Origin of the sequence: Pseudoflavonifractor phocaeensis (assembly GCF_016901955.1) — a bacterium.
In the GTDB taxonomy this organism is placed as follows: Bacteria; Bacillota; Clostridia; order Oscillospirales; family Oscillospiraceae; genus Flavonifractor; species Flavonifractor phocaeensis_A.
This window is the reverse complement of record NZ_JACJLC010000024.1, coordinates 15,319-35,739: the sequence shown is the minus strand read 5'-3', so window position 1 is coordinate 35,739 and position 20,421 is coordinate 15,319. Positions and strand designations below refer to the sequence as shown.

General features: G+C 61.1%; 26 protein-coding genes, 1 pseudogene and 1 other annotated feature. Of the genes and pseudogenes, 12 read left to right on the top strand and 15 right to left on the bottom strand.

Annotation, left to right across the window (positions count from 1 at the left end; translation table 11 throughout):
- Positions 1-27: 27 nt before the first annotated feature.
- Entirely contained in the window at positions 28-447 is a 420-nt protein-coding gene (ruvX, locus tag H6B51_RS07630; protein ID WP_204883116.1) for a Holliday junction resolvase RuvX, read from the bottom strand.
- Positions 448-759: 312 nt separating this feature from the next.
- On the opposite strand from ruvX, the gene rpmG reads away from it, so the two are divergent.
- The 7 genes from rpmG (at position 760) to rplL (ending at position 4,275) form a co-directional block, all read left to right on the top strand.
- Positions 760-924, top strand: a complete 165-nt coding sequence (rpmG, locus tag H6B51_RS07625) for a 50S ribosomal protein L33 (protein WP_087188137.1) — start codon at positions 760-762, stop codon at positions 922-924.
- A 42-nt stretch (positions 925-966) separates the two neighbouring features.
- On the top strand, positions 967-1,254 hold the full coding sequence (gene secE / locus H6B51_RS07620; protein ID WP_204883115.1) for a preprotein translocase subunit SecE: 288 nt from the start codon (positions 967-969) through the stop codon (positions 1,252-1,254).
- A 10-nt stretch (positions 1,255-1,264) separates the two neighbouring features.
- Positions 1,265-1,786, top strand: coding sequence for a transcription termination/antitermination protein NusG (gene nusG, locus H6B51_RS07615; protein WP_204883114.1), 522 nt, complete (start codon positions 1,265-1,267; stop codon positions 1,784-1,786).
- Between the two features lie 94 nt (positions 1,787-1,880).
- On the top strand, positions 1,881-2,306 hold the full coding sequence (gene rplK, locus H6B51_RS07610; protein ID WP_204883113.1) for a 50S ribosomal protein L11: 426 nt from the start codon (positions 1,881-1,883) through the stop codon (positions 2,304-2,306).
- A gap of 19 nt (positions 2,307-2,325) precedes the next feature.
- Entirely contained in the window at positions 2,326-3,018 is a 693-nt protein-coding gene (gene rplA / locus H6B51_RS07605) for a 50S ribosomal protein L1 (protein ID WP_204883112.1), read from the top strand.
- 116 nt (positions 3,019-3,134) lie between these two features.
- Positions 3,135-3,270: a sequence feature (ribosomal protein L10 leader region), on the top strand.
- Between the two features lie 45 nt (positions 3,271-3,315).
- Positions 3,316-3,849, top strand: coding sequence for a 50S ribosomal protein L10 (gene rplJ / locus H6B51_RS07600; RefSeq protein WP_204883111.1), 534 nt, complete (start codon positions 3,316-3,318; stop codon positions 3,847-3,849).
- A 51-nt stretch (positions 3,850-3,900) separates the two neighbouring features.
- Positions 3,901-4,275: a 50S ribosomal protein L7/L12 gene (gene rplL / locus H6B51_RS07595; RefSeq protein ID WP_204883110.1), complete on the top strand. Its 375-nt coding sequence runs from the start codon at positions 3,901-3,903 to the stop codon at positions 4,273-4,275.
- Positions 4,276-4,866: 591 nt separating this feature from the next.
- Here rplL and H6B51_RS07590 read toward each other — a convergent pair.
- Both H6B51_RS07590 and H6B51_RS07585 read right to left on the bottom strand, forming a co-directional pair.
- A complete protein-coding gene (locus tag H6B51_RS07590) occupies positions 4,867-5,187 on the bottom strand; it encodes an HNH endonuclease (RefSeq protein WP_204883109.1) in 321 nt (106 codons plus the stop codon).
- A 391-nt stretch (positions 5,188-5,578) separates the two neighbouring features.
- The gene (locus H6B51_RS07585) at positions 5,579-5,971 is read right to left on the bottom strand and encodes a hypothetical protein (RefSeq protein ID WP_204883108.1); all 393 of its coding nucleotides are present in this window, start codon (positions 5,969-5,971) and stop codon (positions 5,579-5,581) included.
- A gap of 107 nt (positions 5,972-6,078) precedes the next feature.
- On the opposite strand from H6B51_RS07585, the pseudogene H6B51_RS07580 reads away from it, so the two are divergent.
- Positions 6,079-6,192 (top strand): annotated as a pseudogene (locus H6B51_RS07580) (ribosomal protein L7/L12); the annotation flags it as partial.
- A gap of 122 nt (positions 6,193-6,314) precedes the next feature.
- Here the strand turns inward: H6B51_RS07580 and H6B51_RS07575 are convergent.
- The 3 genes from H6B51_RS07575 to spoIVB all read right to left on the bottom strand — a co-directional run bounded on the left by H6B51_RS07575 (position 6,315) and on the right by spoIVB (position 8,731).
- Positions 6,315-6,644 carry a hypothetical protein gene (locus H6B51_RS07575; RefSeq protein WP_207753878.1) on the bottom strand — a complete coding sequence of 110 codons (330 nt, stop codon included), beginning with the start codon at positions 6,642-6,644 and terminating at the stop codon, positions 6,315-6,317.
- 16 nt (positions 6,645-6,660) lie between these two features.
- Positions 6,661-7,431, bottom strand: coding sequence for an SDR family oxidoreductase (locus H6B51_RS07570; RefSeq protein WP_204883107.1), 771 nt, complete (start codon positions 7,429-7,431; stop codon positions 6,661-6,663).
- Between the two features lie 256 nt (positions 7,432-7,687).
- A complete protein-coding gene (gene spoIVB / locus H6B51_RS07565) occupies positions 7,688-8,731 on the bottom strand; it encodes a SpoIVB peptidase (RefSeq protein WP_204883106.1) in 1,044 nt (347 codons plus the stop codon).
- A gap of 265 nt (positions 8,732-8,996) precedes the next feature.
- Between spoIVB and H6B51_RS07560 the strand changes: the two genes are divergently transcribed.
- Both H6B51_RS07560 and H6B51_RS07555 read left to right on the top strand, forming a co-directional pair.
- Positions 8,997-9,512 (top strand): DUF6512 family protein, encoded by a 516-nt coding sequence (locus H6B51_RS07560; RefSeq protein ID WP_204883105.1) that lies wholly within the window; start codon positions 8,997-8,999, stop codon positions 9,510-9,512.
- Positions 9,513-9,683: 171 nt separating this feature from the next.
- A complete protein-coding gene (locus H6B51_RS07555; RefSeq protein WP_204883104.1) occupies positions 9,684-11,900 on the top strand; it encodes a bifunctional metallophosphatase/5'-nucleotidase in 2,217 nt (738 codons plus the stop codon).
- Positions 11,901-11,964: 64 nt separating this feature from the next.
- Here H6B51_RS07555 and H6B51_RS07550 read toward each other — a convergent pair whose 3' ends face one another.
- The gene (locus H6B51_RS07550) at positions 11,965-12,294 is read right to left on the bottom strand and encodes a TIGR03905 family TSCPD domain-containing protein (protein WP_470382112.1); all 330 of its coding nucleotides are present in this window, start codon (positions 12,292-12,294) and stop codon (positions 11,965-11,967) included.
- Between the two features lie 66 nt (positions 12,295-12,360).
- On the opposite strand from H6B51_RS07550, the gene H6B51_RS07545 reads away from it, so the two are divergent.
- Together H6B51_RS07545 and H6B51_RS07540 are read left to right on the top strand one after the other, a co-directional pair.
- Positions 12,361-12,936, top strand: a complete 576-nt coding sequence (locus H6B51_RS07545) for a TetR/AcrR family transcriptional regulator (RefSeq protein WP_243421183.1) — start codon at positions 12,361-12,363, stop codon at positions 12,934-12,936.
- A 190-nt stretch (positions 12,937-13,126) separates the two neighbouring features.
- Positions 13,127-14,428 (top strand): cation:proton antiporter, encoded by a 1,302-nt coding sequence (locus tag H6B51_RS07540; protein ID WP_204883101.1) that lies wholly within the window; start codon positions 13,127-13,129, stop codon positions 14,426-14,428.
- A 40-nt stretch (positions 14,429-14,468) separates the two neighbouring features.
- Here H6B51_RS07540 and H6B51_RS07535 read toward each other — a convergent pair whose 3' ends face one another.
- The 8 genes from H6B51_RS07535 to H6B51_RS07500 all read right to left on the bottom strand — a co-directional run bounded on the left by H6B51_RS07535 (position 14,469) and on the right by H6B51_RS07500 (position 20,324).
- Positions 14,469-14,945, bottom strand: coding sequence for a DUF4358 domain-containing protein (locus H6B51_RS07535; protein WP_204883100.1), 477 nt, complete (start codon positions 14,943-14,945; stop codon positions 14,469-14,471).
- 238 nt (positions 14,946-15,183) lie between these two features.
- Positions 15,184-15,639 carry a phage holin family protein gene (locus H6B51_RS07530; RefSeq protein ID WP_204883099.1) on the bottom strand — a complete coding sequence of 152 codons (456 nt, stop codon included), beginning with the start codon at positions 15,637-15,639 and terminating at the stop codon, positions 15,184-15,186.
- A 1-nt stretch (position 15,640) separates the two neighbouring features.
- Positions 15,641-16,327, bottom strand: coding sequence for a peptidoglycan recognition protein family protein (locus H6B51_RS07525; protein WP_204883098.1), 687 nt, complete (start codon positions 16,325-16,327; stop codon positions 15,641-15,643).
- Between the two features lie 15 nt (positions 16,328-16,342).
- On the bottom strand, positions 16,343-18,325 hold the full coding sequence (locus H6B51_RS07520) for a collagen-like domain-containing protein (RefSeq protein WP_243421186.1): 1,983 nt from the start codon (positions 18,323-18,325) through the stop codon (positions 16,343-16,345).
- Positions 18,322-18,750, bottom strand: coding sequence for a carbohydrate-binding protein (locus H6B51_RS07515; RefSeq protein ID WP_204883097.1), 429 nt, complete (start codon positions 18,748-18,750; stop codon positions 18,322-18,324). The genes H6B51_RS07520 and H6B51_RS07515 overlap by 4 nt, the downstream gene beginning before the upstream one ends.
- Complete coding sequence (locus tag H6B51_RS07510) at positions 18,747-19,013, bottom strand: toxin-antitoxin system toxin subunit (protein WP_243421182.1); 267 nt, start codon at positions 19,011-19,013, stop codon at positions 18,747-18,749. Before H6B51_RS07510 ends, H6B51_RS07515 begins: the two co-directional genes overlap by 4 nt.
- The gene (locus H6B51_RS07505) at positions 18,997-20,073 is read right to left on the bottom strand and encodes an RNA polymerase sigma factor sigma-70 region 4 domain-containing protein (protein ID WP_204883096.1); all 1,077 of its coding nucleotides are present in this window, start codon (positions 20,071-20,073) and stop codon (positions 18,997-18,999) included. The genes H6B51_RS07510 and H6B51_RS07505 overlap by 17 nt, the downstream gene beginning before the upstream one ends.
- Positions 20,070-20,324 (bottom strand): hypothetical protein, encoded by a 255-nt coding sequence (locus tag H6B51_RS07500; RefSeq protein ID WP_204883095.1) that lies wholly within the window; start codon positions 20,322-20,324, stop codon positions 20,070-20,072. The genes H6B51_RS07505 and H6B51_RS07500 overlap by 4 nt, the downstream gene beginning before the upstream one ends.
- Positions 20,325-20,421 lie beyond the last annotated feature (97 nt).

Sequence of the window (20,421 nt, the reverse complement as noted above, 5' to 3'; positions counted from 1 at the left end):
GAAGGAAATTCCCCTCCGGCTCCGGCCTCAGCTTCTGGCCCTTTTAAAGGTCAGATAGCCCTCCAGGATCAGGGTGGCGGCTACCGCGTCCACAGTTTTTTTATGGTTTTTCATTTTCTTCCCCGAAGCGTGGAGGATATTGTGTGCCTCCACGGTGGTGCGCCGCTCGTCCCACAGCACCGGACGCAGGCCGCAGGCCTCCTCCACCCGGGCGGCAAAGGCTTTGTACAGCTCGGCCCGGGGACCCTCGGTGCCGTCCATGTTCCGGGGAAAGCCCATCACCAGCTCCTCCACCTGGTGCTCCTCCACCAGCCGGGCCAGCTCGGCCGCCACCTGCTCCGGCTTGCGGCTGTGGATCACAGTGGTGAATCCGGCCAGCAGGCCGGTGGGGTCGGAAATGGCCACCCCTGTCCGGGCGTCGCCATAGTCAATGGCCATGATACGCAAGCAGATCCCTCCTTCCGGTCCACTATACAGAAGTTTCCCCCAAAAAACAAGAGAAAAGTTCTTGACTTGGGCGGCCACCTGTGGTATAGTTCAATTACCTATGAAAAAGGGCTCTTTTTTTGTGCGCATTTTTACGGTGTGATGACGCGCGAAACCCTTTCCTCCGCGCGAGACATAGGGAGGCAAATGTGCCGAATCCCCCACCGTGACGATGAAACGCGCGCTTACGCGCCGGTACGTTGCTGGATTCGGCCTGCGGCCGTGTCCAGCATTTTTGCTGTTCACGGTCAAACATTGAAGGAGGTGCCGAACATGGCGAAGGCCGGCAACCGGGTGAAGATCACCCTGCGCTGCTCCGAGTGTAAGCAGCGGAACTATAACACCAACAAGAACAAGAAGAATACTCCCGACCGTCTGGAATTGAAGAAGTACTGCCCCTTCTGCAGAAAGCACACGGTCCACAACGAGACCAAGTAATGAGTGCTGCATTAGGCTCAGAAGAAAGAAGGGTTGAACGGAATGTCTGAAAACGAGAAGCTCGAGCAGACCAAGCCCGCCAAAGCGGACAAGAAGAAGGACGCCGCCAAGGCCGACAAGAAGCCCGGCTTCTTCGCCCGCATCGGCAAGTGGTTCAAGGAACTCAAGAGCGAGCTGAAGAAGGTCCAGTGGCCCACCAAGAAACAGACCATCAACAACACCGTGATCGTCATCCTCTGCTGCATCGTCGTTGGGATCTGCATCTGTGTGTTCGACGCCCTCGCCGGCTCCGTGATCCGCGCCCTGTTGGACCTGTTTGGCAAGGGTTAAGGTGTAGCAAATGGCTGAAAACGCGAAATGGTATGTGGTGCATACCTATTCCGGCTATGAAAACACCGTGGCCGCCAGCATCGAGAAGGCAGTGGAAAACCGCGGCCTGCGGGAGCTGATCCACGAGGTCAGCATTCCCCTGGAGACCGTCACCGAGATCACCGACAACGGCCCCAAGACTGTGGAGCGCAAGGTTTTCCCCGGCTACGTTCTGGTCAAGATGGTTTTGACCGATGAGACCTGGCATCTGGTGCGCAACGTGCGCGGCGTCACCGGGTTCGTAGGCTCGGGCAACAAGCCCATCCCCCTCACCGACGAGGAGATCTCCGCCCTGGGCGTGGAAAAGCGCGAGGTGGTGGTCAACTACCAGGTGGGCGACAACGTCAAGATCATCAACGGCGCTCTGGAGTCCTTCCTGGGCACCGTGGAGGAGATCGACCTGGACCGCAGCAAGGTCCGTGTGGTGGTCTCCATGTTTGGCCGCGAGACTCCCGTGGAGCTGGAGCTGGACGAGATCGAGCCAGTGGAATAAGCTCCGGGTCCCGGCCCCCTTTCCCCCGCACGTGGGAGGGACTGCAAAGCAGTTCCGCTTCCAACCACATTTATCGTAGGAGGTGCTGTTTCAAATGGCACAGAAAATTACTGGTTATGTGAAACTTCAGATCCCCGCGGGCAAGGCGACTCCCGCCCCCCCTGTGGGTCCCGCCCTTGGTCAGCACGGCATCAACATCGCCGCCTTCACCAAGGAGTTCAATGAGCGCACCAAGAACGACGTGGGCCTGATCATCCCCGTGGTGATCACCGTCTACGCCGACCGTTCCTTCTCCTTCATCACCAAAACTCCCCCCGCCGCCGTCCTCATCAAGAAGGCCTGCAACATCGAGTCCGGCTCCGGTGTGCCCAACAAGACCAAGGTGGCCACCATCAGCAAGGAAGATGTGCGCAAGATCGCCGAGACCAAGATGCCTGACCTGAACGCGGCCAGCGTCGAGGCGGCCATGAGCATGATCGCCGGCACCGCCCGCTCCATGGGCGTCGTGGTGGGCGACTGAGCGAAGGAGGGAATAGAGCATGTTTAGAGGCAAGAAATATCAGGAGAGCGCCAAGCTGGTCGACAAGGCCGCTCTGTACGATACCGCTGAGGCCATGGAGCTGGTGGTCAAGACCGCTCCCGCCAAGTTCGACGAGACCGTGGAGCTCCACGTGAAGCTGGGCGTCGACTCCCGTCACGCTGACCAGCAGGTCCGCGGCGCCATCGTCCTGCCCCACGGCACCGGCCGCACCCAGCGGGTGCTGGTCTTCGCCAAGGGCGACAAGGCCGAGGCCGCCCGCGCCGCCGGCGCCGACTTCGTGGGCGAGATGGACCTGGTGGAGAAGATCCAGAAGGAGAACTGGTTCGACTACGACGTGGTGGTCGCTTCTCCCGACATGATGGGCGTTGTGGGCCGTCTGGGTAAGGTTCTGGGCCCCAAGGGCCTGATGCCCTCCCCCAAGGCCGGCACCGTCACCCCCGACGTGGCCAAGGCCGTCACCGAGATCAAAGCCGGTAAGGTGGAGTATCGTCTGGACAAGACCAACATCATCCACTGCCCCATCGGCAAGGTCTCCTTCGGCGCTGAGAAGCTGACCGAGAACTTCAACGCTCTGATCGGCGCCATCATCAAGGCCAAGCCCGCTGCCGCCAAGGGCCAGTACATTCGCTCCTGCGTTTGTGCTTCCACCATGGGCCCCGGCGTGAAGATCAACGGCGCTAAGCTCATGTAACTGTTCATGCGGAGCAGGATATCCTGCTCCGCATGTTTTTTCTTCCTGATTTTACGGTATTTCTTTCAAAATAGCAATTTTCTTTGAAATACACTTGACAACTTTCACCTTGTACGGTATACTATCTGTCGTGTTCAAAGACAGCAGGGGGCGCAAGCCGTAAATCCTGCCGAGAATGCAGCCACAACGGAATGTGATTGTTTGTGCTGTTTTCGCTGCTTTGAATGCGGAAACAGCTTTTTTGTTGCGTGACTGCATCGGAAAAGTTGAACTCAAATTCAACGGAGGTGAATCCAAATGCCTAACGCAAAGGTTCTCAGCGAGAAGCAGGCCATCGTGGCTGAGCTGACCGAGAAGCTGCAGACCGCCGCCAGCGGCGTGCTTGTGGACTACAAGGGCATCACCGTGGCCGAGGACACCGCTCTGCGTGCCGAGTGCCGCAAGAACGAGCTGGACTACGCCGTGGTGAAGAACACCCTGGTGCGTTTTGCCATCAACAACGTTGGTCTGAATGAGATGGATGACGTGCTCAACGGCACCACTTCTCTGGCCCTGTCCCACGGCGACCCCATTGCTCCCATGCGGGTGATCAACAAGTTCGCCAAGCAGTTCAACGGCGCCAAGTTTACCATCAAGGCCGGCTTCATGGACGGCAAGGTGCTGTCCATGGACGAGATCATGGCTCTGGCCGAGCTGCCCTCCAAGGAGGTCCTGCAGGCTCAGGTCCTGGGCACCATGCTGGCTCCCATCACCAGCCTGGCCATCGTCATCAAGGCCATCTGCGAGCAGAAGGGCGGCTCTGTGGAGAGCACCGAAGCTGCCGCCGAGTAATTCCCCGCATCACTCTATATCAATCATAATTTATTTAGGAGGTTACCTATCATGGCTTCTGAGAAAATCACTGCCCTCATTGAAGAGGTTAAGGGTCTGACTGTTCTGGAGCTCTCCGAGCTCGTCCACGCTCTGGAGGAGGAGTTTGGTGTTTCCGCCGCCGCTATGGCCGCTCCCGCCGCTGGTGGCGCTGCCGCTCCTGCCGCTGAGGAGAAGACCGAGTTCGACGTCGTTCTGGCTGAGATCGGCGCCGAGAAGATCAAGGTCATCAAGGCTGTCCGTGAGATCACCGGCCTGGGCCTGGCTGAGGCTAAGGCTGCCGTCGAGGCTGCCCCCAAGGCCATCAAGGAGGGCGTGTCCAAGGACGAGGCCGAGGAGCTCAAGAAGAAGCTGGAGGAAGTCGGCGCCAAGGTGGAGCTGAAGTAAGTTCTCCTGCCAACTACCGAAACCACAAGATAAGGCCCTCCGGCGCAAGCCGGGGGGCCTTATCTTGTGTTCCTCCGTCTCCCGCCCGGCGGCACCGCTCTGGCAAAAAGTACCACGCCTACCCGGGCGGAACCACCAACCCACCGAGGGGCGGGGGGATGCCTCGGGCCGGGGGGTGCGGATAGCGAGCCTGCGAAGCGTGGCCCCCCGGCGCCGGGGCGCCCACCCGACCGGGCACCACCCATTGCGCAACGATCACCGCCCCGCCACAGCATATGGCGCCAGGCCACGACACCACCTGGCAGCCGGGAACGAAAAGGGGGGGCCGAGGGGCCGCCGATAGGCCAAGGGGGCCAGCCCCACCGGCCCCCGCAGCCCGGACGCACGGCGGGGCGGCGCCGCAGCCGGGGCCGCCGACCCCCGCAAGGCGAGACCCGGACCGGCGGCGGGCCGACGGGCGGGCCGGGGCGCCCCGGGCGGCCACGGGCAGACCACGGAACACAACCACCCCCCGACGAGGGGCGGGCACCACTAAACCCCCGTATCGTTCCCGGCGGCCTCCCCCCTCCCCGGATATGGGAAGGGGGGTCCTTACGGCTCCCCCCTCCATGGCTCCTCTCCCTTCCTCCAGGGGTTCCAGTCCGGGGCGTAGTAGTCCGCCAGGTACTCCACCACCGCCTGCTCCACGTCCTTCTGAGTGGCGTCCCAGCCGTTTAGGTTGGTGCCGTGGGCCAGGGCGTGGCAGTCTGCGCAGAGGGTGATCAGGTTCTCCGGGCTGCTGGTGCCCCCCTTGCTGCGCTTGATGCAGTGATGGATCTGGAGGTACTTTGTGCTGTCGCACAGGGCGCACCGGTATCCGTCCCGGCGGTAAACCGCCTTCCTGGTCTCGTTGCTGATGTTGGCGCTGATCATGTGTGGCGCCCTCCTTTCCGGCCGCTCGGGCCACCTGGCGGCGCACCAGGGCTGTCAAGGGCGGCCGTCCCCCGCAAGGCCGCTTGCCTTGCCCTTGACGGGCCTGGTACACAATGAGAGGGTCGAGCGGCCGCTTGCACCCACGCTTCGATTACGGCGCTGGCGCCCACCTCCCCCTCTCCCGCCGCCGGGCAATGGTACGCCCGGTGGCCGGGGCTCTTCGACCCGCTCCAGGGCACCCTATCCGGCGGGCCAGCCAGTACGCCCGCCGGATCGGTACCCGGGCACTTTTCCGCCCTCCACCCGGGCGCTTTTCGACCCCCCACCCGGGCGCTTTTCCGCCCACTAACCAACTGAGGAAACCAACTGACACAACCACCTCCTTCAGCTGCTACCGGAAATTGAGTAGAACATCCGTTTCATTGCAGGCCGCCTCCACGGCTTCCATGACGAAGGCATAGACGCTGAGGCCCTGGGCCTGGGCGCACCGCCGCACCCTGTCCGCCATGCCGATGGGCATCTGCGCCCCCACCAGCCTGCGGCGCCTGCCCTCGTAGTCTGCGTTTGTATGGCGCCGCCTGGCCGCCCTGGCGCCCGCCTGGGCCACTTTCTCCAGGGCCTCCATGATCCTGGCCCGCTCCGGCTCCGGCAGGCTCCTGGCCGCCTCCAGGGCCTGGGCCATGGCCTCCCGCTCGTAACTGCGGATTTCCGGCATTTGGGCGTATTCCCTGATGTTTTCCACCATTCCCCGGGCTTTCCCCAGGTTTTCCACTGTGTTTTCCACTTGGTTCACCTCCAGCCGTATGTTATACCAGAACGTTTGTTCTAGTCAACCAGGTAACACCTCGCCTCCCAGCCACCGATTGGTGATGGCCGTCTCTGTGGCCCTATGCGAAGCATATGCCGCATGGGGCCAAGGCCATCAAGGAGGGCGTGTCCAAGGACGAGGCCGAGGAGCTCAAGAAGAAGCTGGAGGAAGTCGGCGCCAAGGTGGAGCTGAAGTAAGCTTCTTTTATCAACACGACAAGAGTGCCCGGGATGTTTATCCCGGGCACTTTTTGTATAAGGAAACCGCCGCGGAAATGCTATTCCGCGGCGGTTTTTTTACTAAACAGATCGGTGGCAGATCAGGCCGGTCGGATGACCAGTTCCCGGATCAGGCCGCTCTCAGGCTCCCAGCTCTCAATGGTAGCCAGGGCATGGTTGACCTGCCCACCGTAGCTGATATACAGATTGATGGTGCGCTCATCCTGAATGCGGGGATCCAGGAAGGACAGGCCGCCCAGAATAAATTTGTTGTGGTAAAACATCTCCACAGCCCAGCGGCCATAGATGTAATAGTTCTCGTTCTTGATACGCAGAGGGCAGTAGTCAAACAGGCGGCACTCCTCCGCAAAGCAGCTGGCCATAGCTTTGTAGTCCTTCTCCTGAAGGGCTTGCACCAGTTTTTGGATCATAATCTGTCCCTCCTTCTCAGTAAACCTTTTCCGAATTGAGCAGCGCGTCAGTTCCCCCGTCCACAAAAAGTACCACACCATTGACACCGTGTGCCTGGGGACTTGCCAGGAATACGATGGCGTTAGCCAGATCGTTGGGATCCATCAGCGCCCCGCTGCCGTAGTTGATGGGTACCGGCAGGGCGTCCACCGCTACCCGCTCCTGTGGACCCAGTTGGTCGGTCATGGCAGTTCGGACGTTGCCGGGGGCTACCGCGTTGATCCGCACGCCCTGAGCGCCCCAGCTGGCGCTCATCCGTCTGGCCCACCGGGCCAAGGCATACTTGGTAGCGGCATAAAAGGTATGAGCAGTCCTGCGGTCGTAATCCTTCACCAGGGCCAGAATGCGCTCCTCATCCGCCTGGTTGTTCAGCATGCCCACCACATCCATTCGGGCGGCGCCCTGAGCAATGGTATTGGAGGACACCACCACACAGCTGCCACCCCGTTTTTTCAGCAGGTCAAATACACCCATGGCCATCTGGGTGGCTCCAAAATAGTTCAGAGAAATGATGAGGGGAATGTTTCGATTGACTCCGGCGTTGCAGATCATGGCGTCAATCCCATCGGGATAGCGTCGGTGCAGCTCGTCAATGGCGGCCTGACGGCCCTCCTTGGTGGCCAGGTTGGCGTTGATATCGCCACCGTTCAGGTCGATGTTTACCGTTTCGTGTCCGCATTCCTTCAGCAATTCCACCGTCTTGGCGCCGATGCCGCTGGAGCCGCCGGTGACCACATAGATGCTCATAAGGGTGACCTCCTTCATGTTTTTGTTTTCTGACTACGAGTTTAGTGTCAAAAGGCTAAAAAGTAAACTATGCAGTTTAAATAATGATTTTATGTTTTATTTTTGTTTGATTGTAAAATATGCACAATTTTATTTTGGAAAATGCCGTTAGTTTTTTAACATATCGTCTAATTTATTTTTTCACAAAGAAAGGAGGTCCAGCGGGCCGGAGCAAATGCTCCGGCCCGCTGGACCTATGGGCTGCTTAGGCTCAGACTCAAACACTTCCCGCCACGTCCAGCATGGTTTCCATCAGGATACCATATCCCTGGGTGGGATCGTTGACCAAAACGTGGGTGACCGCCCCCACCACTTTGCCGTCCTGAAGGATGGGGCTGCCGCTCATACCCTGAACGATGCCGCCGGTGGTCTCCAGCAGCCTGGGATCGGTAACTTTCAGCATGAGATTGCGGGTATCTCCCTCTTTTTCGGGAAAGATACGGGTGATCTCAATTTCATAGTCCTCTACCTGATCTCCCGTCACATTGGTGCGCACCACGGCTGCCCCAGTTTTTACCTCGCTCCGGCTGGCCACCGGCATTGGCTCCAGTCCGGCGGTAAGGGCGTCATCCTCCATCTGGCCAAACACACCACCACCGGTGTTGGCCCATAGGGTACCCAGATCCCGCTCCACCTGGAAGGTCCCCTGGAGCTGTCCGGGCGTTCCCGCCTCGCCCTTCTGCACGTCAGCCACCTGGGCATACAGGATGGAACCAGCCTGGAGAGGCATGAGCCTGGCAGTATCCACATCGTTGATGCCGTGGCCCAGCGCCCCAAACATGCCGCTCTCCGGCTCCCAGAAGGTAACAGTCCCGATCCCCGCCATGGAGTCCCGGATCCAGGCCCCCAGCTTATACTGGCCGTCGTCGGCACACTTGACCGCGTTGGCGGTGAACTGGATCTGCTGATCCTCCCGCACCGCTCGGATACTCATGGCGGAGTCTCCCGCCTGCTGGAGGACCGCCTGGACCTCCTCGATGCTGTCCACCTCTTCCTGATTGATGTGAGTGATGATGTCCCCCTCTCTCAGACCGCAGTCCTTGGCCGGAGAGGAACTGCCCTGGCCGTCGCTGACCTGGCCCAGACCCACAACCAGCACACCGTCGGAAAACAGCTTGATGCCCACCGTCCGCCCGATGGGCACCACCTCTGTCACCTGCTCCGCCGCTCCGGCGGACGGAAGGCTGGCCATCCACCATACCAGTACCGCCGCTGCCAGCAGCGCCACCCAGGGCCTGAGCTTGGGTTCCTCGTTTGCCATGGCCGTGTTCACGCTCCTTTCTAAAGCAAGACGCATTTTTTGCGCCTGGCCTTAATATGGCCCACCTGATCCGGCCTCACCCTGGCAATCAAACGCTCCATTGGATTGGTCATCGCACCCACTGCCCAATAACAGTAGCTTTCCTATTCTATTCCCCCATTTTTACCCCATCCTGCCCCCTTTTTCTGCGCAGGTCGGATTTCCCAGGTCTGAATTTTCGTCCTTCGCATATCCTGTTACCACCAAAAACAAAGGAGTGTGGGCAATGTCACGCCAAAACAGGACAGAACTGTTGGTTTTTGTGCTGGCTGCCGCCGTGGGCACCGGCCTCCACTTTCTCTACCAGCTGTTTCCCTGCGTGTTCACCGCGCTGATCGCCCCGGTGAACGAAAGCCTTTGGGAACATGTCAAGCTGCTGTATTGGCCCTGCCTCATTTCCGGGCTTTTTCTCCACCGCCGACAGCCCCATCTGCTGGGGCAGCGGGCCTTTGCCCTGCTGGTCGCCGCCGCTGGTATGCTGGCCATCGCCTATGTCTACCACATCCTCCTTTCAGGAGATTCTCTGGTCTTTGATATCTGCCTATATCTTGCCATGACGGCACTCTTTTTCCTGCTGCCTCATCTGCTGCGCCAGCCCTGCTGGCAGACCTTTCAGGAACTGCTGGTCCTTCTGGTGCTGGCTCTGGGACTTGCCACCTTGCTGTTCACCTTTTTCCCGCCGCCCGGAGCTCTTTTTACCGATCTGTCCGGCTCACCTACCTGGATCACCCTGCCCTGTTGATAAGTACCGCCAGAGCTTCACCTGATTTTCCCTAATATTTCCCTTTTCCCAGGCTATATCCATCTTTTACACAGGAGCATCTTGCGCACCAACCGCCTGTTTGGTACTATTAGAGATGCCCCATGCCGTTCCCTTTACCCGGGGCATATTATAGGAAAGGTGGAAAGAGCCATGAAGAAAAAAACGCGCAAAATCTTGTCCCTGTTCCTATCCCTGACCATGGCCAGCACCCTGTGCCTCCCTGCCATGGCCGTCGAAGAAGAGCCCACGCCGGCAGATGACGGTATTGTCGTGCTGTACACCAACGACGTCCATTGCACCAGCGATGACGGCACGGCCTACGCCGCCATTGCCTCATACAAGGCTGAGATGGAGGCGAGCTACGGCGTCAGCAATGTAACCCTGGTAGATAACGGCGACGCTATTCAGGGTGCCGCCCTGGGCGCCCTGTCCGAGGGCGGCTGGATCGTGGACATTATGAATCAGGTGGGCTATGATCTTGCCATCCCCGGCAACCACGAATTTGACTTTGGCATGGATACCTTCCTGGATATCGTGGCCAATCAGGCAGACTATTCTTACCTGAGCTGCAACTTCCTGGACGCTGAGGGCCAGCCCGTGCTGGACGCCTGGACAATGATCACCTACGGGGACGTGGACGTGGCCTATGTGGGCATCTCCACCCCGGAGACCATGACCAAGGCCGCCCCCGCTTACTTCCAGAACGAGGACGGGGAGTACATCTACAGCTTCTGTCAGGGTAACGAGGGCCAGGACCTGTACGACCAGGTACAGGCCACGGTAGACTCCGCCCGGGAAGCTGGGGCCGACTATGTGGTAGCTATGGCCCACCTGGGCGAGGACGCCCAGAGCTCTCCCTGGATGTCCACCGAGGTCATTGCCAACACCACCGGTATCGACGTGGTGCTGGACGGTCACTCCCATACCGTGGAGCCCTCCAAACTGGTGGAGAATGCCGACGGGGAGCAGGTCCTGCTAAGCCAGACCGGCACCAAAGCCGAATCCATTGGCAAGCTGGTCATTGGGAAGGACGGCACCATGACCACCGAGCTGGTGCCCCTGGCTGATGTGGACACCACCTCTCAGGCTTACGCCGATGCCGATACCTTTATCAAGAGTATCCAGGAGCAGTACAAGTCCAAAACCGAGGAAGTGGTGGCTACCTCCCAGGTGGATCTCACTGTCAACGACCCCGTCACCGGCCAGCGTGCGGTCCGCTCCGCCGAGACCAATCTGGGCGACCTGTGCGCCGATGCCTACCGGATCATGCTGGGCGCTGATATCGGCTGGGTCAACGGCGGCGGCGTCCGGGCTGACATTGCCGCTGGAGACGTAACCTACGGCGACATCATCGCCGTCCACCCCTTCGGTAACATGGCCTGCCTGGTGGAGGTCACCGGCCAACAGATCCTGGACGCTCTGGAGCTGGGCTCCATGTACGTGGGCACCGCTGAGAACGGCGGCTTCCTGCAGGTGTCCGGCCTGAAGTACACCATTGACACCTCCATTCCCTCCTCTGTGGAGCTGGATGACGCTGGCAACTTTGTCCAGGTGGCCGGCGACCGCCGGGTAAGCGACGTTCAGGTGCTGGACAGCGAGACCGGAGCATACGCCCCCATCGATCCCGAGGCCACCTATTCCCTGGCCTCTCACAATTACATGCTCAAAGACGGCGGCGATGGCTACGCCATGTTCGGCGCCAAGAACATCACCATCCTCCAGGATGAGGTCATGGTGGACAACGAGGTCCTCATCAACTACATCAAGGACGAGTTGGGCGGCGTCATTGGGGAAGCCTACGCTGACCCCTGCGGCCAGGGCCGTATCACCATCCTGTACGCCGACGCTGACTTTTCCTCTTGGTATGGCGACGCCGCCCGCTTCGCCATCCGCAGCGGCATCATGAGCACCACCAACGGCTCTGATTTCAGCCCCAGCCAGGAGATCAGCCTGGCTACCCTGTATCAGGTGCTGTACAACCTGGCAGATACGCCAGAGGTGGGGACTGACACCGTGACCGATACCGCCGGGCAGTGGTACGACGAATGCGTGAACTGGGCCGCCTCTGTGGGCCTGTATGAGGGCGATACGTTCGGAGAGGACAGGGCCGTTACCCGGGCCCAGACCGCCCACATCATTGCTACCGCCGCCACCTACCTGGGCTTCCCTGCCCCAGAGACCGGCACCGGTCTGGCAGATGCCCCTGACTACGCCGACATACCCGCCGAGTATCTGGCGGGTGTGACCTACTGCTACTACGCCGGGATCATGGTAGGTAACGACCTGGGGCAGCAGATGCCCAATAACGTGCTCACTCGGGCGGAATTTGCCCAAATCCTTCTCAACCTCAGCAGCTTGATTCAGTGATCCCCTGACAGGCAAATAAATACCGGGGCGCGCCACACGGCGCGCCCCGGTATTTATTTGTTTGTCAGTCCTGTTTGTACTGCTTCAGCGCCTGGGCCAACTGATCCGGGCAGGAGGTGGACTTGAAGCCGCAGCGGATGCCCTCCAGCCGCCGAATGGCCTCAGACACCTCCATTCCCTCCACCAGGCGGGAAATCCCCTGGAGGTTACCACTGCACCCCCCCTGGACCTGGAGAGACTGAATCACTCCGTCCTCCACCTCCACTCGCATGTGGGCAGAACACACCCCTCTGGGCCGGTAATTTATGGTCATCTTTGCTCTCTCCTTTTTCTTCCTGGTAACGGGTCGTAACGGGTCAAAGCATACCACATTTTTGCCAGGATTGCAATTCATGACGGCCTTGTGGTATAATAATCGGGAATAACCCCCATTTCCTTGAGCAGAAGGGAGGCGTACCCATTGACGTCCAGTACCAAGCTGGCTCTGGCTACTTCGCTGAAGCGGCTGCTGCAGAAAAAATTCCTGGACGATATCACGGTGAAGGAGCTGGTGGAGGACTGCGAGGTAAACCGTCAGACTTTCTATTATCACTTTCAGGACATCTACGATCTGCTCCACTGGTTTTTGGAGCATGAGACCCAGCAGGCACTCCAGGGCACAGATCAGTGGCAGGACGCCTTGATTGCCGCCTTTCACTACATTAAGGACAATCATATTATTATTTTCCATATTTTCCGTTCCAACGGCCGTGACCACCTGGACTGCCACTTTTTTACCCTGGCCCGTGCCCTCTGCGTCTCCCTTCTGAAGGAGGCCTCTTCAGAACAGGTGCTGACTGACAAGGACATGGAATTTCTCATCGACTTCTATATGTATGCCGTATCTGGCCTGATGCTGGGTTGGCTGGCTGACGATATGAAGGAACCGCCGGACCAGCTGGCCGCCCGCATTTCCTTTTTACTGGAGGACGAACTGCCCCGAGTGGTGCGGCGATTCTCCAGCCATCCGCCCCTGGGCGCACAAACAGCTCCCTGACAGCCCGTCTGCATTGACGGCAGTCAGGGAGTTTCCATTTTTGGGATACGCTGTCATTATTTCGTATCTGTTTGTCAGAAAAGTTGGCTTGGGACATTTTATTTCTGGCCAAGTTGACTGTTGACTTTTTTACCAAACAGAAATACCATTTATAGTATATTTTAACCATAGTACAGGAAGGAGTGTTCCTATGACCCACCATTTTCTCTTTGAGATCGCCCTGATCCTCCTGAGCACCAAGGTGCTGGGTATACTGACAAAACGGTTTGCCCTGCCCCAAGTAGTAGGCGCTCTGCTGGCCGGGTTGGTCATGGGCCCCGCCATGCTGGGCATTCTTCAGGAGACCACCCTGATGGATCAGCTGGCTGAGCTGGGCGTTATCGTTCTGATGTTCAACGCCGGACTGGAAACCGACCTGGGAGAACTAAAAAAAGCGGGACGATCCGCGTTCATCATTGCTGTGATCGGGGTATTGATCCCCCTGGTGGGCGGATTTTTCCTGGCCACCGCCTTTAATCAGGGGCCTGACACCATGCTTCAGAACTGGTTCATTGGCGTCATCCTTACCGCCACCTCGGTGAGCATCACCGTGGAAACTTTAAAGGAAATCGGTAAGCTGTCCACCCGCTCGGGCAACGCCATCCTGGGCGCCGCTATCATCGACGACGTGCTGGGCATCGTGGCCCTCACCATCATCACCAGTCTATCTGGCACCGGCACCAATCTCTGGGTGGTTCTGCTGAAAATTGTGGTATTCTTTGCCACCAGCGTGGTGATGTGGATCGTCCTCCACCGGGCGGTGGAGTGGTGGTTTGCCCGATACAACCGGGACAAACGCCGGTTCGTGGTACTCTCTTTCGCCTTTTGCCTGATGTATGCCTACCTGGCCGAGGAGCTTTTCGGAGTGGCCGACATCACCGGTGCGTACATCGCCGGTCTGATTTTTGCCAATACCCCCCGGGTCGCCTACCTCCAGGACCGGTTTGAAACTCTGTCTTATACCCTGCTCTCCCCTATCTTCTTTGCCAACATCGGACTGAAAGTGGTGCTGCCGGAGATGAGCGGCGCCATTATCCTCTTTTCTGTCCTGTTGGTGCTGTGGGCCGTGGTGTCCAAAGTCATCGGCTGTGGCCTGGGTTCGAAGTTGTGCGGCTATAACGGTCAGGATTCCCTACGGATCGGTGTGGGCATGATCTCCCGTGGCGAGGTAGCCCTGATTGTAGCCAACAACGGCATTGCCGCAGGCCTGATGCCGGAGGTCTTCTTCGGTCCGGTGGTACTGATGGTCATTGCTACCACCATCCTTACTCCTATTTTGCTGAAGCTCGTCTATCGTGGCAAGGAAAAGGACTACAGCGACCTTCAGGAAAGCGAGCTGGTCAACCGGTACGAGGACGCGGAGGCCTTCGATCTGGCCGCCCAGGCCCTGCTGGAGGACCACGAGCGTCTGCGCAACGCCCATCAGAAACAGCACAGGCAGAATGGAATATGAAAAAACGGGGCTGCGGCGCAGCCCCATTTTTTTACGATATTCATCCCTTCAGGCGGCTGTCGTACAACTCCGCCAGCTCATCCTGGTAGGGAGACATGATGAGACGGACATATACCCCATCCCGCTTTACCTCGCTCTTCTCCACCACGGCATACTGATCGGGCAGATAGTTCTTAAACTCATTGCGCCGGGCATCCAGCCGGTTTTGCAGCTTGGTCTCTACCGTCTTGGCGCTCTCCTCATCCTTGGCTTTGACCAGCACCACCTCATTGGCGGTGATACCGTCGGCGGCCATCTCTGCGGAATAGGACTCCAAAGTATCGGTATCAATGCCATAGAAATTCAGCATATCTGTATCGGTGAGCTGGAGGCTCCCCTGGATGGGATGAGCCTCGCGCATCTCCTCCATCACCTGAGCCACATCCACCTCGGCCGTCTTGACTCCGCCGCAGGCGGTGATGCCCAACAGCAACAATACGCTCATGGCCAGCAGCAGACCCCGCATCTTTCGTTTCATGTTTCGCTCCTTCCGGCGGTCATGCCGCCTGATTATCAAGGGATGATCCCGGCCGGTCCGGACAGCCCCGCCATCCCCCGATCCGCATACACATTCTTCCATCCCTTCAGTGTGGCTTCAGTGTATCAGATTTTTTCTGTTCCGTCCAGTGGATGGCTTCTTTTTATCCTGTCCATCCCTTGTTTTTTCATTCCGGGATCAGCTCTTAATTGCAGGAAAATGGAGTCGTCTCCTTCTGCTATTTCCCCTGACCCGCCTGATTCGCCTTCTGGCTCAGGCTCTCCACCGTTTTGGCCAGCCAGTCCGGAACAGGCGCCCCCAGCTCTCCTGCGTTTTCGATGATGGAGCCGGCCTCGGTGAGGATGTACCACATGACCACCAGGGGGCAGAGGAGCACCGAGTAGGCGAAGGGCAGCTCCACCGCCGGCATGTTGGCCAGCAGGTGGCCGATGACCACGTCCAGGATGGCCGAGACGATGACGGCCACCACGCTGCCCAGCTTGTGCCAGATGCCGTCCCGGGCGGTCTTGCTGGACCATTTCCCCGCCCGGAGGGCGGCGGCGGAGCCGGTGATGTAGTCGATGACCATCAGCCCGATCCAGGCCAGCACCACCCAGCCAAACCACCCCCACAGGGCGGTGAGGGCGGCACCAAGGGCGGCCACAGCGGCCTTGAAGGCGTTGACGTTCTCCATATCAGCTCCCCCCTTCCAGCAGTCCCAGCCGGTCCAGCACCAGGGCGGCCTGCTCCCGGGTCATGGGGCCTTGCGGGTCGGTTCCGTCGAAGATCCCCAGGTTGGCCGCCTTCTGCCAGGCTTCCTGTGCCCACTCCGAGGCGGGCTCCACATTGACGGACAGCCTGGCGTTGACCTGGGCGGCGATGTCGGCCATTTTGCCCAGCAGGTAGGGCCCCGGGCAGGCGGTGGCGGCAAAGTCCTGGTGCACCGTCATGTTGGCCCCGTTCCTGTGGTCCACCCGGTCGCTCTTGGAGGTTGCCCACACCAGCTTGGAGATGCCGTTGCGGCGGCAGATGTCAGTACACAGGTCGATGAGGGCGGTGTAGGCTTTCTCAGACACAGGCCAGTTGGGCTCGCCGTCGCTGTTGGCCACCTCGATGGTCACCGCCCGGTGGTCGTTGGCGCCGTTGGAGCTGGCCCAGGACCGGTCGGCCTCGTCCACGTACAGGGCGATCCGCCCGTCGCTGCCGATGCCGTAGTTGGCGGAGGCCTGCCGGGAGCTTTGGGCGAACCCGGCCCCGCAGGCCTCGATGGTGGCGTTCACCGCCGCCATGTGGTGGATGGTGATGGTGTCGATCTTGTGGTTCCTGGGGCTGTTCTTGTTGGGAGACAGCTTGGTGTAGGAAATCAAAGTACTGTTGGACATTGCCTTTCCCTCCTGCTACGAAAAGAATGTAATGGAGCCGTCATAGGGGGTATCACTGGTGAGCACCACGTTCCCGGTGGATGCCTGATAGGACACACTGGTACCCACCGTGGCCCAGGTGCCGGTCTTCAGCGTTCCGGATACCTGATGCCGCAGTACAAACCCGAACGCAGCGCTGGTCATACCGTGACTGGAGGCAGGGATCTGTAAGCTACCGCCGGACCATTGGCTGCTGGTAAAGGTCACGGTCTTGCGCACACAGCCGCCGGCTGTCACCAAATTCCCATAAAATGTACTCTCTGTTCCCTGATATCCCGCATTTACCGCTCCCTGATAGGCTGACAGGCCGGAGTCTCCCGTATCGCCCTTGGGGCCCTGGGGGCCGGTCTCACCCTGGATGCCCTGAGGACCTTGCTCACCAGGCGGGCCCTGCTCACCCTGGGGGCCGGTATCACCGGTATCTCCCTTGGGACCCTGGGGGCCGGTATCACCGGTATCACCCTTGAGACCCTGGGGTCCGGTCTCGCCTGTGTCGCCCTTGGGACCCTGGGGGCCGGTATCACCAGTATCACCCTTTGGGCCCTGGGGACCGGTCTCACCCTGGATGCCCTGAGGACCTTGCTCGCCGGGCGGGCCCTGCTCACCCTGGGGGCCGGTTTCACCGGTATCGCCCTTGGGACCCTGAGGGCCAGTCTCGCCTGTGTCGCCCTTGGGACCCTGAGGGCCAGTCTCGCCTGTGTCGCCCTTGGGGCCCTGGGGGCCGGTATCACCGGTATCACCCTTGGGGCCCTGGGGGCCGGTATCACCGGTATCACCCTTGGGGCCCTGGGGGCCGGTATCACCGGTATCACCCTTGGGACCCTGAGGGCCGGTCTCACCCTGGATGCCCTGAGGGCCTTGGTCACCGGGCGGGCCCTGCTCACCCTGGGGGCCGGTCTCGCCTGTGTCGCCCTTGGGACCTTGCGGGCCGGTATCACCGGTATCACCTTTAGGACCTTGCGGGCCAGTTTCACCGGTATCGCCCTTGGGACCCTGGGGGCCGGTCTCGCCCGTGTCACCCTTGGGGCCCTGGGGGCCGGTCTCGCCTGTGTCGCCCTTGGGGCCCTGGGGGCCGGTTTCACCGGTATCGCCTTTGGGACCCTGAGGGCCAGTCTCGCCCTGGATGCCCTGAGGACCCTGCTCACCGGGCGGACCTTGTTCGCCCTGGGGGCCAGGGTCCCCCGTTTCGCCTTTGGGACCTTGGGGGCCGGTTTCTCCCGTGTCGCCTTTAGGACCCTGAGGGCCAGTCTCGCCCTGGATGCCCTGAGGGCCCTGCTCACCGGGCGGACCTTGTTCGCCCTGGGGGCCAGGGTCTCCGGTATCGCCTTTGGGACCCTGAGGGCCAGTCTCGCCCTGGATGCCCTGAGGACCTTGCTCGCCGGGCGGGCCCTGCTCACCCTGGGGGCCGGTCTCACCCTGGATGCCCTGGGGACCCTGTTCGCCGGGCGGGCCTTGTTCGCCCTGCGGGCCGGGCGGTCCCATAGACACGTCCGGCAGCGGCAACTCCGAGTCAAAATACCGCTCCTCTTCCACATCCCAGATCTGCCACACGCCCTCCTCCCCGGGGATGGGCGGGTGTTCATACAGCGCCCGGATCTCCTTTTCTGCCTGGGAAAACGCATTGGGCAGCTCCGGCCATTGGGCGTCCCCGGACAGGCTGGGACTGATATAGGCCTGCACCGTATTGGTGTGCCGGGTCTTTTCCCCCTGCGTCCCCCGCAGCTGGAGCACGTAGTAGCCCGACAGGGCCAGCATATCCGCCGTCAGAGCCACATACAGCCCGTCCTCCCCCTCTTCCAGCCGGATCACGTCCAGGTACTTCCCCACCTGGACCAGCAGATCCCAGGTCCACCCCTGAGGAATGTCCCCCGCTACCCGCAGCTCCCGGGTCAGGTTATCATACTGGCGCGCCACAGTTCCCCCATCGTGGGTGATGCTCCAGTCTTCAAACCAGATCAAGCAGTGTACACCTCCCACCCAGCCGGGTAGGCGTCAGGGGCCCAGGTATTCCCGTCAATGAGGGAGCGGTACAGCGTGCCGTTGTAGTCCACAATGTCTCCCTTGTTGTAAGCGTCATGGGCCCCGGTGGGCTGGCTCCACACCGGATAGCCCGCCTGGTTCAGCCCGAAGGCGTCGTACAGGCTGTCGGTGCCCTGGCCGGGCAGCCAGTCGGCCTGGCTGGTGTGGGCCTGCACCACCTTGTACAGCTGGGGGTCCCCCACCTGGTTGGTGCCGTAGGAAAGGATATCCCCCACGGCGTAGCTTTTGCCCGCCTCCCAGGCCGGGTAGACCGCCGCTACCTCCAGGGCCTGCTCCTCGCTCAACGTATTGGCAAACAGCTGCAAGGCCCGCCGCAGCTGCTCCGCCGCCTGCATTCTGGTCATACGCTCACCCCCAGCAAAGTATTCAGCACGTCGGTATCCGTGGGCTCCGGGGCGGGGGGCTCCGGCACCTCACCGGGGGTCAGCCCCACCAGCACCCCGTCCTGGATGTCCAGGGTACAGTACCCCCGGCAGTCCCAGGCCGCCTGCTCCAGCTCCGCCGGCACGGCGATCCAGCCCTCCAGCCAGCACTCGGTGCGGTGGCTCTGGCTCTGCAGGCCGTGGCCGCCGTCCGCTCTGGCCTCGATCTCAATGATGGTCAACATACAGCTCCCTCCTGATACATGAAAATAGATGATACAGCAGCCGCCGGAACAGGGAATGCTTCTCCCGCCGGCCCGCCCCCTGTTGTTCCAGCCAGGCCAGCAGCTTTCCGCTGCCCCACCGGGGCTCCTGAGGGGCGGAGACCCCCTCCCCCAGGGCCACGCAGCGCTCCGCGTCCCCTCGGAAAAACCGCAGCAGCCGGGGGACCAGGGACACAGGCCGCGTGATCCGGGCGGGGGCATTGCGCTTCTGATAGGTCCTTTTCTCCCGGGGCTCCTCCGCCGGAGGCAGGTCGTTGAAGTGGGCCATCAGCCGCTCCTCCAGGCTGTCCAGCCCCCGCACCTCGATCTGTTCCCCCAGGGCCAGGCCCTCCAGGCGGCGCAGGCCGCACCGGATGGACCGCAGCACCGAGGCGTGGTCCACCCCCAGCAGGGTCCCGATCTCCCGCAGACTGAGCCACTCCCCGTAGTAGAGGTAGAGATAGGTCTGCTGCCGGGTGGTGAGCCGCTCCAGCACCGCTTTCAGCACCTCCGGCTCCCCCAGGTCCACCACCAGGGGCCCGCCCTCCCGGCAGCCCAGCAGCTGGTACAGGGCCTGGGCGTCGGCGGCCAGCCGGGACCGCCCCCGCTTCAGGGTCCGGCACACGGTGGACCGATTCTTGCCGTTCTCCCGGGCCACCTGGGCCGGGCGCTTTTGGCCGGTCTGGTCCAGATAGGCCGCCTGGGCGGCGGTGAGGCCGCTCCTGGCCCCCGCCAGAGCCAGGCGCATCTTGTCGTGCTCCGTGGGGCCCTCCGGGTCCTCGGCCCCCTCCAGCTCCGCCCAGGTCTGGTACTGGAGCTGGTCCCACCGCCAGCCGTCCACCCCCGCCCAGGTGGTCCCCCGGCTGATCTTGTGGCCGGGCATCAGCTCCCGCAGCCGCCGGGCGCAGTCCACCAGATCCTCCTCCACCTGAGCCAGCTCCAGACGCACGCTCCGGTCCCCCTCCGCCAGCCTGGCCTGGAGGGCGGCCTTCTCCTCCCGCAGCGCTTTGATCCGGACCCGGACCTCCGCCGCCCCGGTCATCGTTTGGTGGCGTCCACCCGGGGGGCATGGAGGGTGGAGGTAGTGTAGTGCCCGTCTCGGGGCCGGGTGTAATATCCCTCGGTCAGCTGCCGCAGGTCTCGCATTTCCCCCAGCATCTGCCGCAGCAGGGCCAGCTCCCGCCGGGCCACCGCGTCCCCCGCCTCCGCCCGGACCTGACGGTCCTCCATGGCCAACCGCAGCCTGACGGCCGCCTCACGGTATGCTTCTGACAGCTCCGCCAATTTGCTCACACCGATCCCTCCCCTCTCGGCTGCCGGATCAGGCCCCCTGCCGCTCCTTTTCACACCTCCTTTCCCCGGAGCCACAGACAGCCTTCACCTATAGGCT